The following is an 18,553-nucleotide window of genomic DNA, read 5'->3' on the forward strand; positions in this document are numbered from 1 at the left end:
AATGGGTCAATCTGCGTGCCGCAGCTTGCGGACTTCCGCGTCGGACGGCTGCACAGCGGCGCCGTCCACATAGACGAACTTCGTCATCACGCCCTTACCGTCCTTGAGCGCGGTACGGCCCACAAAAGCACCCATCGTCGACTGATGGTCCTGCGCGCGGTAACAGATCGGGCCGAACGGCGAACCGAGACAAAGTCCGCTGAACGCCGCGATCATCTGCTCCGTTGCCGGGCTACCCGCTTTGCGCAGGCCGGCCGCGATCGACATCAGCGCCGTATAACCGACTACGGAACCCATGCGCGGCGCCGTGCCGTAGCGCTTGCGATACGCATCGACGAAACGCTGATTGTCGGCACTCGACACCGCGTACCACGGATACCCCGTCACCAGCCAGTTGACGGGCGCCTCGGCCTGCAGCGGGTCGAGGTACTCGGGCTCGCCGGTCAGGAGCGATACCACCTCTCGTCCTTCGAACAGACCACGCGTATTGCCTTCACGCACGAACTTGGCAAGATCGGCCGCAAACAGCGCATTGAAGATCGCGTCCGGTTTCGCGTCGGCCAGTGCCTGCACGGTTGCACCGGCATCGACTTTGCCGAGCGGCGGCGCCTGTTCGGCGACGAACTCGACATCGGGCTGCGCGAGCTTCATCTGCTGCTTGAAGGTCGCCGCCGCCGATTGACCGTATTCGTAGTTCGGGTAGACGAGCGCCCAACGCTTCTTCTTGAGCTTGACGGCCTCGTTGACGAGCATCGAAACGAACATGTAGGTCGACGGACGCAGGCGGTAGGTATAGCGATTGCCATCCTCCCAGACGATCTTGTCTGTCAGCGGCTCGGCGGCCAGAAAAAATACCTGGTGCTGCTTCGCGAAATCGGTGAGTGCCAACCCTGTATTCGACAGAAAGCCGCCGAACAGCAGCGAAACCTGTTCGCGCGCGACGAGTTCCTGCGCCGCGCGGATCGAGTCGCCGGGATTGCCGTTGTCGTCGCGCGAGACCACCTCGAGCTTCTTGCCGAGTACGCCACCCGACGCGTTGATTTCATCGAGCGCCATTTGCCAGCCCTGGCGGTACGGTTCGAGAAACGCCGGTTGCGCCCGGTAGCTGTTGATCTCCCCGATCTTGATCGTGTCTTGCGCCATCGCGTCTGTTGCTCCCGCCAGGCCCGCTGTCAGACCCGCTGTCAGACCGATCGCCAACGCAACGACTCTGGAAATCCGCAAAAAATTGATGTTCATAAAAAGTAGCGCCGCTTACTCACTGTGGGTTGACTGAATGGTTCAGACCGACATAAACATGCTCGCCATCGAGCTTCACCGGATAGATCCGCAGATCCTCCCTGAGCGGGCGGCACATCGCCTTGCCCGTGCGGATATCGAAGCGGCCCTGGTGCAACGGACATTCGATCTCGCCCGCCTCGACAAAACCGTCGCACAGGCGCGCGTTGCCGTGCGTGCACGCGTTGGCGGTGGCGAACACTTCGTCCGCGAGGCGATACAGCGCGATCTCGCTACCGTCCACCGTCACCGCCGTCACGCTGTCCGCAGGAAGGTCATTGCGCTGCGCGACAAGCGTCCAGGATGCATCGGTTAACGTGCTCATAGCGGAAAAATCATGGAGTTGGGAATCAGCTCGCTGTCGAAAACGCAGACGCGCGTGGCGAAGCGCAAACCATCCGGCGTTTTCCTGATCCGGTCGAAATAGCGCCCGGTGTTATAGACCTCGCTGAGCTGGGCGGTTTTCGTCCGCAGCACCGCGTAATTCGCTTCCACCTCCCAGACGTCGCCGTCGGTTGCGCGAATCAGCGGGTTGTCCACGATGTGCCGCTGGTAGTACGGGTCGTAGAAGAATGTCTCCTTGATGCCGTAGGCCCGATCCTTGAGCATCGCCTTGGTTTCGAGCGCGAGCAGCGCGAGCGGCAGATTCTGCTCGTGATTCTCGCGCGGCACGATCCGGTACAGACAGTCGTCCGTGAAGAACTCCGGCCAGCGGTCCCAGTCGCCGGAGTCGAGCGCGGCGCTATAGCCGGCATACAGTTCGACCAGTGCGTAATAGTCCTTGAAATCCACGGTCTTCATGCCTCCATCACACGACGCCAGTAGTCGTACATGCCACGCACGAGCGTCTCGGTCACCATGTGACCGGTATATTCTTCGGTACCCTTGCCGTCGAGCATGCTGACGGTCGAACCGCACGGGCTCGCCGCAAACGTCTGCTGCAGACACTCGACCACCTCGCCGTCATCCGCCGACACGTAGCCGGCCGGGCCGACCAGGTTCGCCTGGCGCAGGCGTCGCTCAGTCATCGCTGCGTCGTCGGTCTCGAAGCCGAAATGGGTCCACACATAATCGAACACGCCGGGCGAAACCGGGCGAATCCGCCGGGTAGCGAGCGTATTGACGTTCTGCTGGATGATCACGCTCGGCATCAGCGTCAGCATGACCACGGTCGAATTTCCCCACCATGCTTCCGGCTGCACGTCGAGCAACCGGCGGTCGTTAAGCTCCATCGTGTTCTTGAAGCTCGTGATGCCCTCCGTTGCCGCGCCGCTTCCTCCTTCGCTACGGGTCGAAACCATCGCGGCATGCCGGTGATGCGCATCCATGACCATCTCGCCTTTGTTATCCACCCGCCACAAACCGAAGTTGACAAACCACGTATGCAGCAAGCCGCCGTGATACGGGTCCTTGATGTTCTCCTGGATCAGCTTCCAGTTGCCTGGGATGCGTTGACGGGTGTAGCCGAGCAGCGTCAGCTTCGGCCCATGGAACAGCCGGTCGAAATACTTCAGGATGGCCGGGCCGAGAAAGTCCTCGAGCGATTCGACGTCGTGATCGAAGCTGCCGAATACGACGCCACCGCGCGTCGCGACCTTCAGCTTGACGAGACCATGGTCTGCGAGGCGGAAATCCGCGGGCATCCCGCCATTCACACGGTCGCCCTGCTTCACACCGCGCCGGAACGGCACACCTTCGAGATCGCCATTCAGGTTGTAGCTCCACTGGTGGTACGGACATCTGAACTCGGTCGCATTGCCCGCCCGCTTGCGACAAAACCGCATGCCCTTATGCGCGCAGACGTTTTCGACCGCGCTGATCGAACCGTCCTCGAGTCGCGTCATGATGACCTGACGCTCGCCCACTTCCGTCAACCGGAAATCGCCCGGCTGGGGAATCTCCGCTTCGAGTCCGAGGTAGCACCAGTGGCCCGTGTAGAAAAACCTTTCCAGTTCCCGTCGATACAGTTCCATGTCCGTATAGACGGCATACGGCGTGTGGTCGATTCCATCGGGCAATAAATTCGAAACCTGCTGGGACATGCGAACCCACCTCTTAAATTGATGTGCCCGTTGGCCATTCGTTCAGGCGTGAGCGTGATACAACGCGTCGTCGATGCGATCGAGCAGTTCCACGCTGATCTCCGCGATCGAGTCGACGAGATGCGTGACGCCGGCCTCCTGCATCAATTGCCGCTGAAAAGCGGTGACGGGCGCACCGATGAATCCGCAGCCCAGGGTCTTGCACACCTCTCCGACCTTGCCGAGATCGTCGATGAACAGCACCTCGTCGGACCGGAAACCGAAACGCTCGACGATCTCTTTCATGCCCGGGCGGATCTGATCGATGTTGACGTACGGGATGTCCCGGTCGAAGTACTGACGAAACGGATGCAGGAATTCGCTGAACATGGAGTCTTCGGGGCGACCGCCATAGGTCGTGATGCGGGCACCCGTGCCATGCAGCAACGCCAGCGCATCGTCCACGCCAGGATTGACCACCACGGGATCGTCGCGCGTGTAGACCTTGTGCTCGGCCAGAAACGCATCGATGGTCTCCTGCGCCGTCCACGGCAACCTGCAGGCGAGCGACATGATGTGTCCTCCTGCAATATGCGGTGCCCCAAGCACCAGTCGTTCCAGTTCGGCCGTATAGACGCCGCCGTGACCTTCGATGAATCTTTTGATCGTGACACCGAAGGTGTCCTTTAGCAGCACACCGTTCGTGTCCACCGCGATCAGTTTGATTTTCTTGAAGCGATTCATAGGAGTTTTGTCGTTATCGTTATCGTCAGGGTCAGGGAGCGGATCGACGCGACCATCAGATGCGGGCTTCGAGCGTTGCGATTGCGTCCGGCAGTTCGGAGAACGCTGCGATCACGCCGGCGCAGTCGATCGATTCCGCAGCGACGTCGTTGTAGCCATACGTTGCGTAGATAAGCGGGAGACCCGCGTTGCTCGCCGTCTTTACGTCGACACCGGAATCACCGATATAGATCGCGCCCTGTGCGAACGTACGACCTGCCGCCTCGATCGTGCCGAGCACATGTCCCTTCTCGGGCTTCTTCACACCGGGAAAGTAGTCCCCGCCGCATACCGCCAGGAAGAAATGCGCGATGCCGAGTCCTTCCAGAATGGTCTTTGCAGGGCCCGTGCCCTTGCTCGTGCAGACGGCCATTTCGTAGCCGTCCACGCGTAGTTGCTCGAGTATCGTCGCGACGCCTGCGTACGCGACCGTGTTGTCGAGCAGGTGCGCTTCGTAGTAAGCAACGAAGCGCGGCAGCAGCGCCTGTCTCTGCTCGCTCGAATAGTCTTGCAGATGCGCCCCGAAGCCACGCTCGATCAACGCCGTGGCGCCGCGGCCGATCAGGTTTTGCGCGTCGGCCATGTCGACCGTAGGTAGATCGTGCTCGCGCAACAGTGCGTTCAGCGTGCCCACGAGATCCCGGGCCGTGTCGACCAGGGTGCCGTCAAGATCGAACACCAGAAGAGGTTTCATTTTGATCCTCGATAGAAAATGGATGAAGCGGTGCGTATGACGTCGCGGCCAGGGGCGCTCGACGAGCGCCAATCAGTCGCACCGCAAGGCTTCCGCTTCGAGCGAGACCTCGTCGACAAACGACGCAAATACCGTCTCGTTTGTCACGACGTCCTGCACGCACACGATGCCGTCGGGACGTACGAGTAGCGCGTGCTGCCCGCTGAGCCCGAGCACGTCGAGCGCGCCGAGGTTCACCGCCGTGCGATCGATCGCGACAACCTTCACCAGCGGACTGGACGACAGGCGCGTTGCGAGCGCGCCCGCTGCATCGGCGGCGCTCAGCAAGATGAAGTGCTCGCTGTCGATCAGGTCGTAACTGCTGATCCGCGTGCCTCCGACGAAAAACTCCGTGTAGGGCACCAGTTTTCCGACCAGCCCTGCTCCGGCGCGAATCAGCCCGCTCACGTAGCGCTGGCCGAGCCCCGAGAAGTTGTAGGGGAAGTCGTGCGCGAGGCGCTGCCGGTTACGCATGGTCGGCAACCAGTCGCGCAGCGGTCCGCGCTCGTCTTTGTCGAGCCTCGTGATGAGCCGCGTGTTGATATCGGTGCTGGCTATCAATTGCTGCGTGATGCCGCGGCGCTCTTCCGTATACGACTCGAGCACGCGCGTGTTGAAACGCCCCTTGATCACACCGGCGAGACGCCACGCAAGACTGAACGCGTCCTGAAAGCCGGTGTTCATGCCGAGACCGCCGATCGAGCTGAACAGATGGCAGGCGTCGCCCGCGAGAAATACCCGGCCGCGCGCGTAATGCTCCGCAAGGCGGTTGTAGTACTGCGTCTTCGATTCCCAGAGCACGGCTTCGACACGTATGCCGGGCGGCCCGTATTTGTCGACCAGGGTCTGATACGCAGCGGCCTTTGCGGGCTCGTCTTCGTCGACGACTTCACCGTCGCGCGTTTTGATGATGATTCGATGCGTACCGGTCGCCTGCGGGATGACGATCAGGAAACTGCCTTCTTTCACGAAGTAGTGAACCTGATCGAGATCGCCGTCCCAGTCGATCTGGCTGTCGAACATGATGAAGCCGACGCCGTGATCGAGCCCGTCGAAGTCGAAACCGAGCTGGGATCTGACGGTACTCTTCCCGCCGTCGCAGCCGACCAGATAACGGCACGACAACGACTGTCCGGGCGAGATCTCCAGCGACACCGCATCGTCGGTTTCCGTAAAACCAAGTAGCTCGGTGCTACGGCGCAGATCGCCGCCGAGTTCGACGAAGTATTCCTCGAGAAGCGCCTCCGTTTCGGGCTGGGACAGACCGAGGATGTAACGGTAGCGCGACGGCAGATTGCGGTAGTCCACACGGGCCAGCCTGCGTTCGTCCCAGTACACCACCAGTTCCTCGATCGGCTTGCCGGCTGCCAGAAAACGCGGCACGACACCGAGTGCGTGGAGGATCGCAAGAGAATAGGCGTTCATCGACGACGCCTTCGATTGCGTCGAACGCGTCGCGCGCTTCTCGAGTACCGCAACATGCAGGCCGAGCCGCTTCAGGTTGGCGGCGAGCAGCAGCCCGATGGGGCCGGCGCCCGCGACGACGACGTCATAGTGCGTCCGTGAGTGCGTCATGATCAGTGTGGTTCGTGGATAGAGTGCGGCGCGTCCGGGCACAGCAGGTGCAACCCGGCGCGGCCAGGATCGGTCCTCGCTCCGGGCTCGCAGCGAGCCCGGAAACCCGTTTACAGTTCTGGGCGCGTCACAGTTCCTTGAGCGCCGCGAACTGCTCGGAGGCGAACACCGGATCGAAGCTGATGATCTCGATCTTCACGAGTTTGTGTTCGACGAACGAATCCTCGGCAACGATCGCGTTAAGCGCCGCCTGCTCGATGCCCTTCGCGATGATCACGCCGCCCGTCTTCGATTCGCGCGGGCCGGCCGCGATGAAGGTGCCGTCGCTGATGTACTTCGTCACCCATTCCGCGTGCGACTTGCGATGCGGATCGACCTCGGTCGGTTCAACGACGTATTGGGAAACGATCAAATACATAAATACTCCTGTGAAGTGATTGAAAAGACGGCGAGACGGTCATGTGCGTCTGAAGCCCTTGCTACAACGGTGCAACGTTCCTCGAAACCTGCCTGTTCTGCGACACGCCCTGAAGCCGCAGGGCGCCCTGTCCGCCGTACGTGGATACAGGGCTTCGGTCCGGCTGACCGAACTCGCCGAAAAATGTCTTCAACAGATGGCCGAGCGCTCGCCATTGCTCGACGGTACTGGCATGACCGCCCGGCAACGTGACGCGCCGTGAAGCACGGATGGCGCGGTTCAGCGAACCGGCTTCCTCTGCAAAGAACGGACGATCGGCGGCCGAATCCACGATCAATGTGGGTAGGCTCAGTTGCCCGACCCAGTCTCGCGAATCAAACGACAGCAGCGCCTCGATCTGGCGGCGCAGGCCGCTCGCATGGATTGCATTCGTGGCGGCGGCACGCCGCTCGGCAATTGCGGCGCCTGCCGCGCCTAGCAGCGCCCCGCCCGCGAACAGACGGCTCGTCAGCTGCCGCTGGATCTCCGCCCAGTCGCGCGCGTCGCACGGCTCTTTCAGGCGATCCGCGATCGCCGCGAGTTCGACACTGCGCATCGCGCGAAACGTGTTGCACAGTGCCAGCGCGCGTACACGCTCAGGGTGGTAGTAGGCGAGCCACTGGGCAATTGCGCCGCCCATCGAATGTCCCGCGATACAGACACGCGACACCGACAGTGTGTCCATCAATCTGAGCACGTCGTTTGCCATCGCTTCGATCGACAATGGCTCGCCGCAGAAGCGGGTCTGACCGAAGCCACGATTGTCGGCCGCCACGGTTCGCCAGTCGGTCGCGAGAATGGAAAGAACGGCCCGCCAGATCCGGTGATCCGCCTGTAATCCCGGGAGCAGGATGACCGCGTCCTCGCCGTTGCCAGTGCCTGCGACGCGATGGAAAAGTACCGGTCCTGTCATACGGACACCTGCGCGGCAAGACGATCGGGCACGAGCGGCGCCGCGACATTGACCGGTGCGATCAGGCGCGTTGCAGAAAGATCGAGCCGCGCGGCCGCCAGCGACAAGCCAATTCCGAATCCGCACAACAGCGATTCCTTGCGCGCACGCCCGGCAAGACCATGACCGCCTGCAAGCAACAGCGGAATCGACGAAGGCCCGGTATTGCCGACTTCCGACAAGCCGATCGGTGTCTGCGCTTCCGAGAGTTTCATGATCTTGCGCAGGTAGCGCAGCATGAACTGGTTGGCCTGATGGAGCGCCACGAGATCGAGTGCCGTCTTGTCGATACCGCAGTGCGCCAGCAACTGGTCGATCAGCGGCGGCACGCGCGTCAACGCGAAATTCATGACCTCGTTGCCGCTCATATGCAGATGTCCAACCTGCGCCGAACCGTGTGAGCTGTTGGCGTAGTCGAGCGGCGTCCTCAGGTGGCCTGCGCCACTTCCGTCGGTACGACACGCAAAATCGATTCGCCCGTCGCCCGCCTCGATCAGCGACGCACTCGCCGCGTCGCCGAACACCATCTGCACGTGACGATCGCCGGGCTTGAGCAGCTTCGTCGTCACGTCGCCCGTGCACAGCAAGACCGACCGGCACCCGGCCCGCACGAGCATCGACGCCTGCAACAAACCATAGACATAACCCGAGCAGCCGTAGTCGATGTCGAATGCAAGACACTCTTCCGACAGACCGAGCCGCGCCTGCAGGCCAACCGCCGCACCCGGCATGAAATCGTCGGGAGTCTGCGTGACGACCACCACCGCATCGATGGACTCTTTTCGCACGTCCGTCGCGGCGAGCAGGTGCCGTGCGGCCGCCTCGCATAGATCGCCGGTCGACAGGTCGCCCGCGACGCGCACCGCGCGAATCCCGGTGCTCTCGACGATGCGACGGATCTCGAGCGCTCCATGCTCGTCGGCAAGGCTCGCCATCTCGAGCCTCGCAGCCGGCAGCGCGGCCGTGATCGCGGACGCGCGGACACGATCGATCGACACGATCATCGCGCAGCGCTCTCGCACACTGGCACAAGCAGGCCGCGAATCTCACCCACTGTCTCTAGTTTCTCGAGCTTCTGTACGTTCAACGCGTTCACGCCGCCGCCGGCCAGCACCGCGATCAACGAAACCATCGCCAGCGAGTCCCAGTTGGCAAACTGCTGCAGCGTCGCATCATCGGTCAGTTCGCTGACTGGCACTTCCAGGAGCGCAGCAAGCTCCACCCGTAGTTCTTCCATGTCCATGACATCAGGCCTCTTCGTTGGCAAGTGAATCGTGGCTGAGCGGTGTGCGCATTTTCTTGAAGCGCTCGCCGTGCAGCGGCTCGGTCGTGATACGAATCTTGCGAGGAATCCGCGCTGCCGGGAGTCTGTCCAGACAGAACGCGTACAGCCGTTGACGAAACATTTCGAGCGGTTCGGACTCGGCGAGACGAAAGACCGCCGCCACCATGTGACCGACGAGCGGATGCTCGGCGCGACTCACCATGACGTCGATCACACCGTCGACATCCTTGAGCACCTGTTCGATCTCGGCCGGATACACCTTCTCGCCACCAACGTTGATGAGATCCGACTGGCGACCGACGATCCTGAAGTGATCCCCTTTCTGCACGACGGCATCGCCGGTCTTGAAGTAGCCATCGGCGGTAAACGGGTTTTCCGCATTCAGGTAGCCAAGCATCGTCGTTTCGCTGCGGATTTCGAGCAGACCATCCACGACGCGCACGTCGCACCCCTCGCCGCCGATCTTCAGCCAGTTCGACGTCGACGATTCCGAACGGGTCGGTACGACACCTGTCTCGGTCAATCCGTACGCCTGCGAGAAGCGCGTTGCCGGCAGCGCAGCGGTGAGCCGTTCCAGCACGCGCTCGGGCATCGGTTCGGTGCCGTAGTTCACGACCTGCAGCGAACTCAGGTCGAAACGCTCGAGTGCTCCGCTAAAGATCAGCAGATTGAGAAACGTCGGCGATGTCGTCAGTGCCTGCACGCGCTGCGTTTCGATTGCCTGCGCAACCACTTCCGGACGCCGGGATGCGGGCACGACCAGCGTGCCCTGATTGAACAGGACATAAAGCAGCGTGTTCAGACCGCCGATGTGGTCGAACAGCAGGAACGAAATCGAGCGCAGACACCGCTTGGGGGCGATGTGCCGGTCGAGAAACGGCGTTGCCCGATGGACGCTCGCTTTCGGACTTCCGGTCGAGCCCGAGGAAAAAATGATGAAGCCCGGTTCCTGCGTGCTGCCCAACCCCGTCAGCAATGCATGCGTGGTCGCGACGCCGGTGCGCGTGAGTTCGACGTCTTTTCCTGCGTCCACGCGGATCTCCCAACCCGCTTCGGCGAGACGAATCAGCTCGCGCTCCTGATTCGCCTGACGTCCGCTCAACAGCGCGACCACGTTACGCAACCGCCAGAGCGCGAGCAGATACGCAACCGACTGCAGGGAATAGTCGGCCACGAGCGCGACCGTTCCCGCCGTGCAGCTCTGGGCGGCCAGCAACTGCTCGACCCGCCTCACCTCGGCGCGCAGCTGCGCATAGGTAAACCGGTCGCCACCGATGACCAGCGCAACCGCATCGCCAGCGTCGGCAAACCGCGCGTCGAGGGCGTCGAGCGCGCTCATACCCCACCCAGGAAGATGTTCTGCCCGGTCACGAAGTCGCTAGCGGGACGCAGGAAGAAATCGATCGCGTTGGAAACATCGGCGAACGTGCCGAAGCGCGGAATCGCCTGGCGTGCCAGCAGACGATCCATCTTGCTCTTTGGCACCGAACGGATCAGGTCGGTTTCGATCGGCGTCGGTCCCACGGCATTCACCGTGATGCCAAACGGTGCAAGTTCTCGCGCGATCACTTCGGTAAGCGATCCAATCGCCGCTTTCGACGCGGCATAGATCGCCTCTCCCTCGAGCTTGAGCGGCGTCGCGACGGTCGTGAAATTGACGATGCGTCCCTTGCGCTCTTTCGTCATCAACTTCGCCGCTTCGCGGCAAAAGAGGAACGTGCCGACGACGTTGGTGTTGAGAATCTGGTTGACGGTCGCGAGCGGCGTGAGCATGACGTGGTTCATGCTTGCGATACCGGCGTTGTTGATCAGATTGTCGAGCCGGCCGTGCTTCTCGCGAATCGACGACATGATCTTGCGCACGGCCGATTCGTCGGCCACGTCCGCGCACATGTGATCGTAGCCCGGCAATGTCCAGTCCGCGTTCTCGCGGCTGCATCCGATCACCCGGTGCCCAAGCGACACATAGTGTTCGACGAGATACTTGCCGATGCCCTTGCGCGTGCCGGTGATCAGCGTGATGGGAGTGTCAGACACGTGCGTCCTCCAGCAGCAGCGACTCGATGAATTCTCCGAGGGAGGAGATCGTCGCAAACGGGCTTCGATGTGCCGACATCGCCTTCTCGCTGACGAGCGTAATCGCCGTACCCGTCTCGCTTTCGACCATCTCTTCAATCTGGACGATCAGCGAAACCAGCCCCATGGAGTCGAACGGAGCGCCCTCGCCGAAGATCGGTGTCGCGTCGCCTGCCGAGCGATCGACCGCGGCTGGCAACAGGGTTTGCTGCGAGTCGATGGCTCGATTGATGATGTCCCGGATCTCTTGCCTCATGATATTTATCCTTGAAAGTTTCGTAGGCGGATGCGTTGGGTAACGTGTAACTCGGATACTTCGATTAACTCGGTTAACTCGAACTACCTGATCGATACGAAAGAGATCAACTGTTCGACGCGACGTCGGGCGTCCCCGCAGCGACGATGAACCCGCGCTTGATCACCTTGCCGATGTCGATTACCTTGCCCGGCGTCAGATTCACAAAGCGCCACAGCGTCTGGTCGCCGAGTTCGCGCTCGAACGCGACGTCTTGCGAAAACGTAACGCCTTCCCTGTCCGATACGACGATGGACCGCACGTTCCCGTGCTCGATATTCAGACGGCCTGTCACGCAGGCGTCTCGGGAAACGGCGATCAGTTCAACATCGCTGCGCCCTCCATCATTCGCGGTAAGCGTGGATTGCACGAGACGTGGGTCAAGCGGCGTGTACCAGTCGTCCGATGTGAGAAAGATGTTGCGGATCTTCTCGAAGCTGCTCATCTCGATGACGCTGGCCTTCGTATCGATGACGGCAAGCAGGTTTCTGCGCTGATAGAACGAAACCCGGTAGTGAATATTCCTCGGACACGGCGCGTTGCCCGGCGTCAGATCGTCGACCACCAGTTCGATCGGATACATCAACTCCGCGTACGCGTAAAACGCCGAATTGAGCTCGTTGAGGCTGACCGTTACCTTGCCGCGCTGATGACGGGTGTGCTTGTACAGGTGGTGGTAGACCGCCTGGCGCTGCGCTTCGATCAGCATGACGCCCGGTACGTGTTCGTGTTCCTTGCGGTAGAAATAGTAGTGATCGGCGCGATTGATCATTTCGTACGAACTGGACCAGCGTCGCTCTTCGCCGTACGCGCGGGCGATCCATGCGAACGCGTCGTCCTGCGACTGTGACTGCGACTGCGAGTCGTGCGACCCATCGCGGCGCTGCGCAAACCACGGCTCGAGTACCTGATACGGCACGGCGCGCAGTGTCTTCCAGGCCGGGTCGGACGGCACGCTGCTCGACAGCGACGCATCGGCGACAAAGTGACCGCGCTCGTCGAGCGGTACGTCCAGCCGACGGCGTGCTTCGTCGTGAGTTGCGTAGACGCTGGCGAGCACGTCGTCTGTACGTGGCGCAGCAGCAGCATCCAGATAGAGTGGCGCAGCCGGCCGGTAGCGGTGAATCAGGACGTCGTCTGCCGATCCCTTGTGCAGCAATTGCGGAGGTATGTCATGGAGAATCATGATTCCTGCCCGCTCAGTTCTTTTGTTAGCGTCACGCCGAGCGACGACTCTGCGTTACTCTCGTCGTGATTGAGACTGACGCGCCCGAGCAACCCGAACACGAGCAGCGTGGCGGCACTTGTCAACGTCATCAATGCAATCAGAAGATGGCGAAACGCCAGGTCATACGCGTCCAGCCACTGGGCGTGCGTCACCGAAGGCAGCTGACTGAGCGCCTTGGGAACCGCGCCAGCCGAGAGTTGCGCCGAGGCCACCGCGACCGCCTGCGGATCGAGTCCAGGTATCGCGCCCAGATTTCGTGCGATGAAGAATGCGAGCAGCGAGCCGACAATCGCGATTGCGGTCGTGTCGAACGAGACACGTAATGCACCGAAGATGCCGATCGCCATGCCCGCTTTTTCCTTCGGCACCACGGAAACCGCGAGGTTGTCCATCAACCCCCAGGGGATCGCGACACCGAAGCCGATCACGGCAAGATTGATGCGCATCGCCATGCCGTGATCGCCGATCGGTACATGCATCAGAAAGAACATGCCGATCACTGAAATCAGCATACCGACGCCAGCCAGAACGCCGACGGGCACATAGCGGGTCATGCTTGCGGCGACGAAGGGAATGAACAGCAGCGAGCCGGAGAAATAAATCATCAACACGCCCGACTGGAGTGCGCTCAGATTCTCAATGCCGATGAAGCGCAGCGGCAGCACGACCAGTAGCACCGCATAGCAATATGCGGCGGCAAGCGGCAACAACTGCACCCCGACGAACTGCGGATAGGCGAACAGCGAGAGATCGAGCATCGGGTTGGCGACGCGCTTCTCGACAACGACGAACACCACCAGCGCGACAGCAGACAACGCGAACAGGCCGATGGTCAAAGGTGCCGTCCAGCCTGCCGTCGGTGCTTCGATCATCGCAAACGTGAAGCACGACAACATCAGCGTGAAGATCGATGCTCCCCACCAGTCGAGACCGCGCGCGTTCGGATCCTTGCTGTCGGTCATCGACGTCACGCACAGCACAAGGGCAACGAGGCTGATGATGGTGCTGCCGAAGAACACCGCTCGCCAGCTGAAAAGAGTGATCAGAATGCCGGCAATAGTCGGACCGAACGCCAGTCCCGCGCCGAACGTGATGCCGATCACACTAAAAATCCTGGTGCGGGCGTGACCTTCGAATTCCTGTGCCAGGATCGAAATGCCGCCTGAGTAGGCACATGCCGCCGCCAACCCTTGCGGCACCCGCAGCAGGTCGAGCGTGAACACGCTTGACGCGAACGGCATCAGGAACGACATGACGGTCGACACCACCATGCCGATGGCGAATATCTTCTTGCGACCATACTGGTCGGCCATCGCGCCGGCCGCCATCAACGTACTGCCGCAACTCAGGAAAAACGCATTGGTGATCCACGACAGCGCTGCCGCTCCACCTACCAGATCCTTCGCGATATACGGCTGGGCAGTTGGGCCGGCAGTGAAATTCAGCGGCACGCTGAAACACGCCAGAATGACGGCAATAAGAACCAGAACCTGCCGGGACGGTGACGTCGCCATAGGAGAAGTAGTCGAATTCATAACTCGATTCAGATTGGTGGGTTTTACTGCAACGTCAAGCGATGCAAACTTAATGGTCCGTACGCAAACAGACATATACAAACAGATTGCGGGGTGCCAGGAAATTCTGCTTTATTCATTCGGCATATAAAGTATGTATCTTGCATACGCCCGCCAGACAAGCTTCCGGCGGATACACCAAATCAATAAAACTTTGTGACGGCTTGAAGAAAAACTCTAGGCACCTCAGAAAAGATCACTTAAAAATCAATCTTTCTCAAAACGGTTTGGCACAATAAATCTGATTGTTCTTCTGGTTGGTGCGACGCACAACCAATATTAACAAAAAACATTTTTGGTAAAGATGAAAAATTTGCTAACGTGATGGTGATTTAAACTCACCAACCAGTTATGCGACTACCTTCTTTGAGAAATTTGCAGGTCTTCGAAGCCGCAGCCCGGTATCAGAGTTTCCGTGAAGCCGCGCAATCGCTGTTTCTCACACACGGCGCGGTAACGAGGCAGGTAAAGGCGCTCGAAGAAGAAATGGGAATCAAGCTTTTTGCCCGGGTCGGACGGCGTGTCGTGCTGACCCAGCATGGGCAGCGCCTACAGCTTGCGATGTCAGGCGCGCTGCAACTCATTTCCGACGCCGTCAATGAATTGCGCCAGGAAACCCGGCCATCGCCGGGTCGGCTTCGGGTGACCGTGGTTCCATCGTTTGCGAACCGCTGGTTGATGGCACGGATTGCGGACTTTCATGCGCACCACCCGAGCATCACTGTAGAACTGGTCGTTACGATTGCTGCGCTCGATCTCTCCGAGAAACAGATTCCATTGGGCATCCGTACCGGAAATGGGAAATGGGATGGGCTGGCGGCAGAAAAACTGGCTACCGAGACGCTATTCCCCGTTATATCGTCTGCCGGTGTCGAGGGTTATGACGATTTACCCTCCTGCCCGAATGACATGCTCCGTTACCCATTGCTGAACCCATACGACGAGTGGGAGCGCTGGTTCAAGCGAGCCGGAGTCAACCCCGCGTCTGCTCTTCACGGCACCACTTACGAAGACTCGTCACTATTATTGCGTGCAGTAGAAGAACGCAAGGGAATTGCGCTGGGGCGTAACTGGCTCGTATCCGATGCTATTCGAGACGGCGTTTTACGTCGCTTGCCCGGTCCGGCCATTCAGGCACGTCTCGATTACTACGTGGTTTATCCGACCTCGTACCCGTTATCCGATATTGCGCGAGCTTTCATCACGTGGCTGCATGCGCAAACAGCGAATGAACCGGCACACGATCCCAATTGAATCGGCACGGCTCTTCCGGTTCGGGTTAGTCATTGCGTTCGCCCACGACGCATCGCCCGGTCACACCAGCACTTCGGTGTTTTCGTATAGACGATCGAGCAATGTGCGCAGCACCTTCACTTCTGCTTTCGTGAAACAGTTCAGCGCAATCGCCTCATAGTGCTGCGCAAGCGGCACGATTTCGCGCGCGAGCGCCGCCCCTTCTTCCGTCAGCGAAATCCGCAGCGCGCGCGCATCCTCTTCGCTGCGCTCGCGGCACACGAACCCCTGTTCGATCAGACGATCGATGATGCGCGACAGCGCCGACATATCGACACACGCCCGCACGACCAGTTCGGAGAGTCGCTGATGCGGCGTATGCCCGAGCGACGCGCACACACGCCATTCCGTCAGGCTCAACCCATAGGGCTTGAGCGCCTTTGAAAAAGCGTTGCCCATCCGGCTGCCGGTCCTCGCCACCAGGTAGGGAATCGCCGCTTCCAGATCGTGATCGACCATGATCGAGGTCTGCTTTTTCTTTGCCATGTCCACCGTGCCCGTCGTGATTTGATTGCCGATTCAAGTATACCCTCGGCGACCTCACGGAAACCAGACCCGGACTCCCGTCCTCGCAACCCAGGGTGTTCCCGTTTGATTAATTGAAAATTCAAGTATAGACTGCACGTTCCATTACTTGATTTTTCAACCATGCCGCTATGAAAGACAAAATCGCCCTGGAAGAACACTTTGCCATCGACCTGACCATCGGCGATTCGCAGGTCTATGCACGTCCCGAGGTATGGACACATCTGCGCGCGAACCTGCTCGATTTCGAGCAGCAGCGACTCGAAAAAATGGACGAATGGGGTACGGCGTTCTCGATCCTGTCGCTGAACTCGCCTGCCGTGCAGGCCATCCCCGATCCGCACAGGGCGCTCGTCGTCGCGCAGAAAGCCAACGATATCCTTGCCGAACAGATCAGCCGTCATCCGACGCGCTTCGGCGGTTTCGCCGCGGTACCGCTGCAGGACCCGGACGCTGCTGCGCGCGAACTCGAACGCTGCGTGACGCAACTCGGGTTTCACGGCTTTCTCGTCAACGGCTTCTCGCAGGTCGGCGACGAACGCACGGTGGCCTACTACGACGCGCCCCGTTTCGCCGACTTCTGGCAGCACGCCGCGGCACTGAACAAACCGTTCTACATGCACCCGCGCGATCCGTTGCCGGAGCGCGAGCCGATTTACGAAGGACGGCCGTGGCTGACCGGCCCGACCTGGGCCTTCGCTGCCGAGACGAGCGTGCACGCGTTGCGTCTGATGTCGAGCGGGCTGTTCGACCGCCATCCGCACTTACAGATGATTCTTGGGCACTTCGGCGAAGGGATCCCGTTCAATGTCTGGCGGATCGATCACATCCTTCGCAAAGGCCGGCGCGGCATGCCGTGCGAGCGCGAAATCGGCGATTACCTGCGCAATAACGTGCACATCACCACCAGTGGCAATTTCCGCACGCCGACGCTGCTGTCCACGCTGCTCGAAGTGGGCAGCGACCGCGTAATGTACTCGGTCGACTATCCGTTCGAGAAACACGAAGATGCCGCGCGCTGGTTCGATCACTGCGAAATCAGCGAGAATGACCGGCGCAAGATCGGCCGCGACAATGCCGTCCGTCTGTTTGGTCTGCAATGAAAGAGCACGTGCCTGCAGAGCTCATAAGCGCCGGCTCCACGGGCGCCATCGATATCGCGGCAATCGTCGACGCGCGTCCGGTCGGTCGCTTCCAGGTGTGGCTGATGGTACTCGTGGGTCTATCGGTCGTGATGGACGGCTTCGACGTGCAGGCGATGGGTTTCGTCGCACCGTCGATCATCCATGCGTGGGGGGTGTCGCGTGCGGCGATGGGGCCGGTGTTCGGCGCGAGTCTCGTCGGCATGCTGCTGGGTTCGCTCGCGCTGGGGCCGCTCGCCGACCGGGTCGGGCGCCGGCCGGTCCTGATCGGCTCGACCGCGTTCCTCGCCGTCTGCATGCTCGCTACCGCCTTCACCACGACGCTGCCCCAGTTACTGACGATGCGCCTCGTCACCGGCTTCGGGCTTGGCGGCATCATGGGTAACGCGATTGCGCTCGTCAGCGAGTACAGCCCCGCGCGCAAACGGGCAACGTTGATGATGTGGGTGTCCTGCGGTTTCACCGGCGGTGCCGTGCTCGGCGGTGTGCTCTCGGCCGCGCTGATTCCTGTCGCGGGCTGGCAGGCGGTCTTTCTGCTGGGCGGCGCGATTCCGCTCGTGATCGCCGCCGCAATGGTTGCGTTCCTGCCGGAGTCGATGCAGTTCCTCGTGCTGCGGCAACGCGGCCTCGAGCGCGTCGGTGTGTGGCTGCGCAAGATCGCACCGGATCTCCCGTGTCCGCCTGGCACCCGTTATCTCTTGCACGAACGCACGACCGGCAGCACACCGGTCCGTGCGCTGTTCGAAGCCGGCCGCGCACGCGTCACGCTGCTGCTGTGGGCCGTGAATTTCCTGAATCTGCTGAATCTGTTCTTCCTCGCGAACTGGCTTCCGACCATCGCCGCCGATGCCGGCTACGACGTGGCGCACGCTGCGGTGATCGGCACGACCCTGCAGGTCGGTGGCGTAGTGGGCACGATCGTCATGGGACCGTTGATCGACCGCTGGGGGTTCTTCCGTGTGCTGGCGCCCTGCTACCTGATCGCCGGCATCGCGATCGCTGCGATCGGACAGACTGCGCAGATGTCGCTTGCGTTGACGCTCGTGTGCGTCGCGATCAGCGGCTTTGGTATCGTCGGCGGGCAACCGGCTAACAACACGCTTTCGGCTTCGATCTATCCGACTTCACTGCGCGCAACCGGCGTGGGCTGGAGTCTGGGTGTGGGTCGTGCGGGATCGATCGTCGGTCCGATCGTTGCCGGCACGTTGATGGAATTGCACTGGTCGTCGGCGCATCTATTTCTGGCTGCAGCAGTACCTGCGCTCGCGTCATGCGCCGGGTTGATCGTACTCGCGCGCGACCGGTTGTTCAGTCGCGCGGCGCAGCGATAAAGATT

General features: G+C 60.9%; 20 protein-coding genes. 3 read left to right on the forward strand and 17 right to left on the reverse strand.

Features of this window, described 5'->3' with window-relative positions:
• Positions 1–6: 6 nt before the first annotated feature.
• From M0D65_RS10215 to M0D65_RS10290, 16 genes are all read right to left on the reverse strand, one after another.
• Entirely contained in the window at positions 7–1,239 is a 1,233-nt protein-coding gene (locus tag M0D65_RS10215) for an ABC transporter substrate-binding protein (protein WP_266252567.1), read from the reverse strand.
• Between the two features lie 19 nt (positions 1,240–1,258).
• Positions 1,259–1,603, reverse strand: a complete 345-nt coding sequence (locus M0D65_RS10220) for a non-heme iron oxygenase ferredoxin subunit (protein WP_266252568.1) — start codon at positions 1,601–1,603, stop codon at positions 1,259–1,261.
• Positions 1,600–2,079, reverse strand: coding sequence for an aromatic-ring-hydroxylating dioxygenase subunit beta (locus tag M0D65_RS10225; RefSeq protein WP_091013107.1), 480 nt, complete (start codon positions 2,077–2,079; stop codon positions 1,600–1,602). Before M0D65_RS10225 ends, M0D65_RS10220 begins: the two co-directional genes overlap by 4 nt.
• A complete protein-coding gene (locus M0D65_RS10230; RefSeq protein WP_266252569.1) occupies positions 2,076–3,320 on the reverse strand; it encodes a Rieske 2Fe-2S domain-containing protein in 1,245 nt (414 codons plus the stop codon). Before M0D65_RS10230 ends, M0D65_RS10225 begins: the two co-directional genes overlap by 4 nt.
• A 42-nt stretch (positions 3,321–3,362) precedes the next feature.
• Positions 3,363–4,043 carry an HAD family hydrolase gene (locus M0D65_RS10235; protein ID WP_266252570.1) on the reverse strand — a complete coding sequence of 227 codons (681 nt, stop codon included), beginning with the start codon at positions 4,041–4,043 and terminating at the stop codon, positions 3,363–3,365.
• A 55-nt stretch (positions 4,044–4,098) separates the two neighbouring features.
• Positions 4,099–4,776, reverse strand: coding sequence for an HAD hydrolase-like protein (locus M0D65_RS10240; RefSeq protein WP_266252571.1), 678 nt, complete (start codon positions 4,774–4,776; stop codon positions 4,099–4,101).
• 72 nt (positions 4,777–4,848) lie between these two features.
• Positions 4,849–6,390, reverse strand: a complete 1,542-nt coding sequence (locus tag M0D65_RS10245) for an NAD(P)/FAD-dependent oxidoreductase (protein WP_266252572.1) — start codon at positions 6,388–6,390, stop codon at positions 4,849–4,851.
• Between the two features lie 127 nt (positions 6,391–6,517).
• Complete coding sequence (locus M0D65_RS10250; RefSeq protein WP_266252573.1) at positions 6,518–6,808, reverse strand: YciI family protein; 291 nt, start codon at positions 6,806–6,808, stop codon at positions 6,518–6,520.
• 61 nt (positions 6,809–6,869) lie between these two features.
• Positions 6,870–7,760, reverse strand: a complete 891-nt coding sequence (locus M0D65_RS10255) for an alpha/beta fold hydrolase (RefSeq protein ID WP_266252574.1) — start codon at positions 7,758–7,760, stop codon at positions 6,870–6,872.
• The gene (locus tag M0D65_RS10260; RefSeq protein ID WP_266252575.1) at positions 7,757–8,803 is read right to left on the reverse strand and encodes a 3-oxoacyl-ACP synthase III family protein; all 1,047 of its coding nucleotides are present in this window, start codon (positions 8,801–8,803) and stop codon (positions 7,757–7,759) included. Before M0D65_RS10260 ends, M0D65_RS10255 begins: the two co-directional genes overlap by 4 nt.
• On the reverse strand, positions 8,800–9,042 hold the full coding sequence (locus tag M0D65_RS10265; RefSeq protein ID WP_091013131.1) for a hypothetical protein: 243 nt from the start codon (positions 9,040–9,042) through the stop codon (positions 8,800–8,802). The genes M0D65_RS10260 and M0D65_RS10265 overlap by 4 nt, the downstream gene beginning before the upstream one ends.
• A 4-nt stretch (positions 9,043–9,046) precedes the next feature.
• Positions 9,047–10,423 (reverse strand): class I adenylate-forming enzyme family protein, encoded by a 1,377-nt coding sequence (locus M0D65_RS10270; RefSeq protein ID WP_266252576.1) that lies wholly within the window; start codon positions 10,421–10,423, stop codon positions 9,047–9,049.
• Positions 10,420–11,121 (reverse strand): SDR family NAD(P)-dependent oxidoreductase, encoded by a 702-nt coding sequence (locus M0D65_RS10275; protein ID WP_091013137.1) that lies wholly within the window; start codon positions 11,119–11,121, stop codon positions 10,420–10,422. Before M0D65_RS10275 ends, M0D65_RS10270 begins: the two co-directional genes overlap by 4 nt.
• Positions 11,114–11,416, reverse strand: a complete 303-nt coding sequence (locus tag M0D65_RS10280; protein ID WP_266252577.1) for a hypothetical protein — start codon at positions 11,414–11,416, stop codon at positions 11,114–11,116. Before M0D65_RS10280 ends, M0D65_RS10275 begins: the two co-directional genes overlap by 8 nt.
• A gap of 106 nt (positions 11,417–11,522) precedes the next feature.
• Positions 11,523–12,641 carry an AfsA-related hotdog domain-containing protein gene (locus tag M0D65_RS10285; protein WP_266252578.1) on the reverse strand — a complete coding sequence of 373 codons (1,119 nt, stop codon included), beginning with the start codon at positions 12,639–12,641 and terminating at the stop codon, positions 11,523–11,525.
• Entirely contained in the window at positions 12,638–14,218 is a 1,581-nt protein-coding gene (locus tag M0D65_RS10290; RefSeq protein ID WP_266252579.1) for an MFS transporter, read from the reverse strand. Before M0D65_RS10290 ends, M0D65_RS10285 begins: the two co-directional genes overlap by 4 nt.
• A 390-nt stretch (positions 14,219–14,608) precedes the next feature.
• Between M0D65_RS10290 and M0D65_RS10295 the strand changes: the two genes are divergently transcribed.
• Positions 14,609–15,511: a LysR substrate-binding domain-containing protein gene (locus M0D65_RS10295; RefSeq protein ID WP_266252580.1), complete on the forward strand. Its 903-nt coding sequence runs from the start codon at positions 14,609–14,611 to the stop codon at positions 15,509–15,511.
• 60 nt (positions 15,512–15,571) lie between these two features.
• Here M0D65_RS10295 and M0D65_RS10300 read toward each other — a convergent pair whose 3' ends face one another.
• The gene (locus M0D65_RS10300) at positions 15,572–16,036 is read right to left on the reverse strand and encodes a MarR family winged helix-turn-helix transcriptional regulator (protein WP_266252581.1); all 465 of its coding nucleotides are present in this window, start codon (positions 16,034–16,036) and stop codon (positions 15,572–15,574) included.
• 170 nt (positions 16,037–16,206) lie between these two features.
• On the opposite strand from M0D65_RS10300, the gene M0D65_RS10305 reads away from it, so the two are divergent.
• Together M0D65_RS10305 and M0D65_RS10310 are read left to right on the forward strand one after the other, a co-directional pair.
• Positions 16,207–17,178 (forward strand): amidohydrolase family protein, encoded by a 972-nt coding sequence (locus tag M0D65_RS10305; protein WP_266252582.1) that lies wholly within the window; start codon positions 16,207–16,209, stop codon positions 17,176–17,178.
• A gap of 8 nt (positions 17,179–17,186) precedes the next feature.
• Positions 17,187–18,548: an MFS transporter gene (locus tag M0D65_RS10310; protein WP_266252583.1), complete on the forward strand. Its 1,362-nt coding sequence runs from the start codon at positions 17,187–17,189 to the stop codon at positions 18,546–18,548.
• Positions 18,549–18,553 lie beyond the last annotated feature (5 nt).

Source organism: Paraburkholderia sp. CHISQ3 (assembly GCF_030464945.1).
GTDB classification, from domain to species: domain Bacteria; phylum Pseudomonadota; class Gammaproteobacteria; order Burkholderiales; family Burkholderiaceae; genus Paraburkholderia; species Paraburkholderia megapolitana.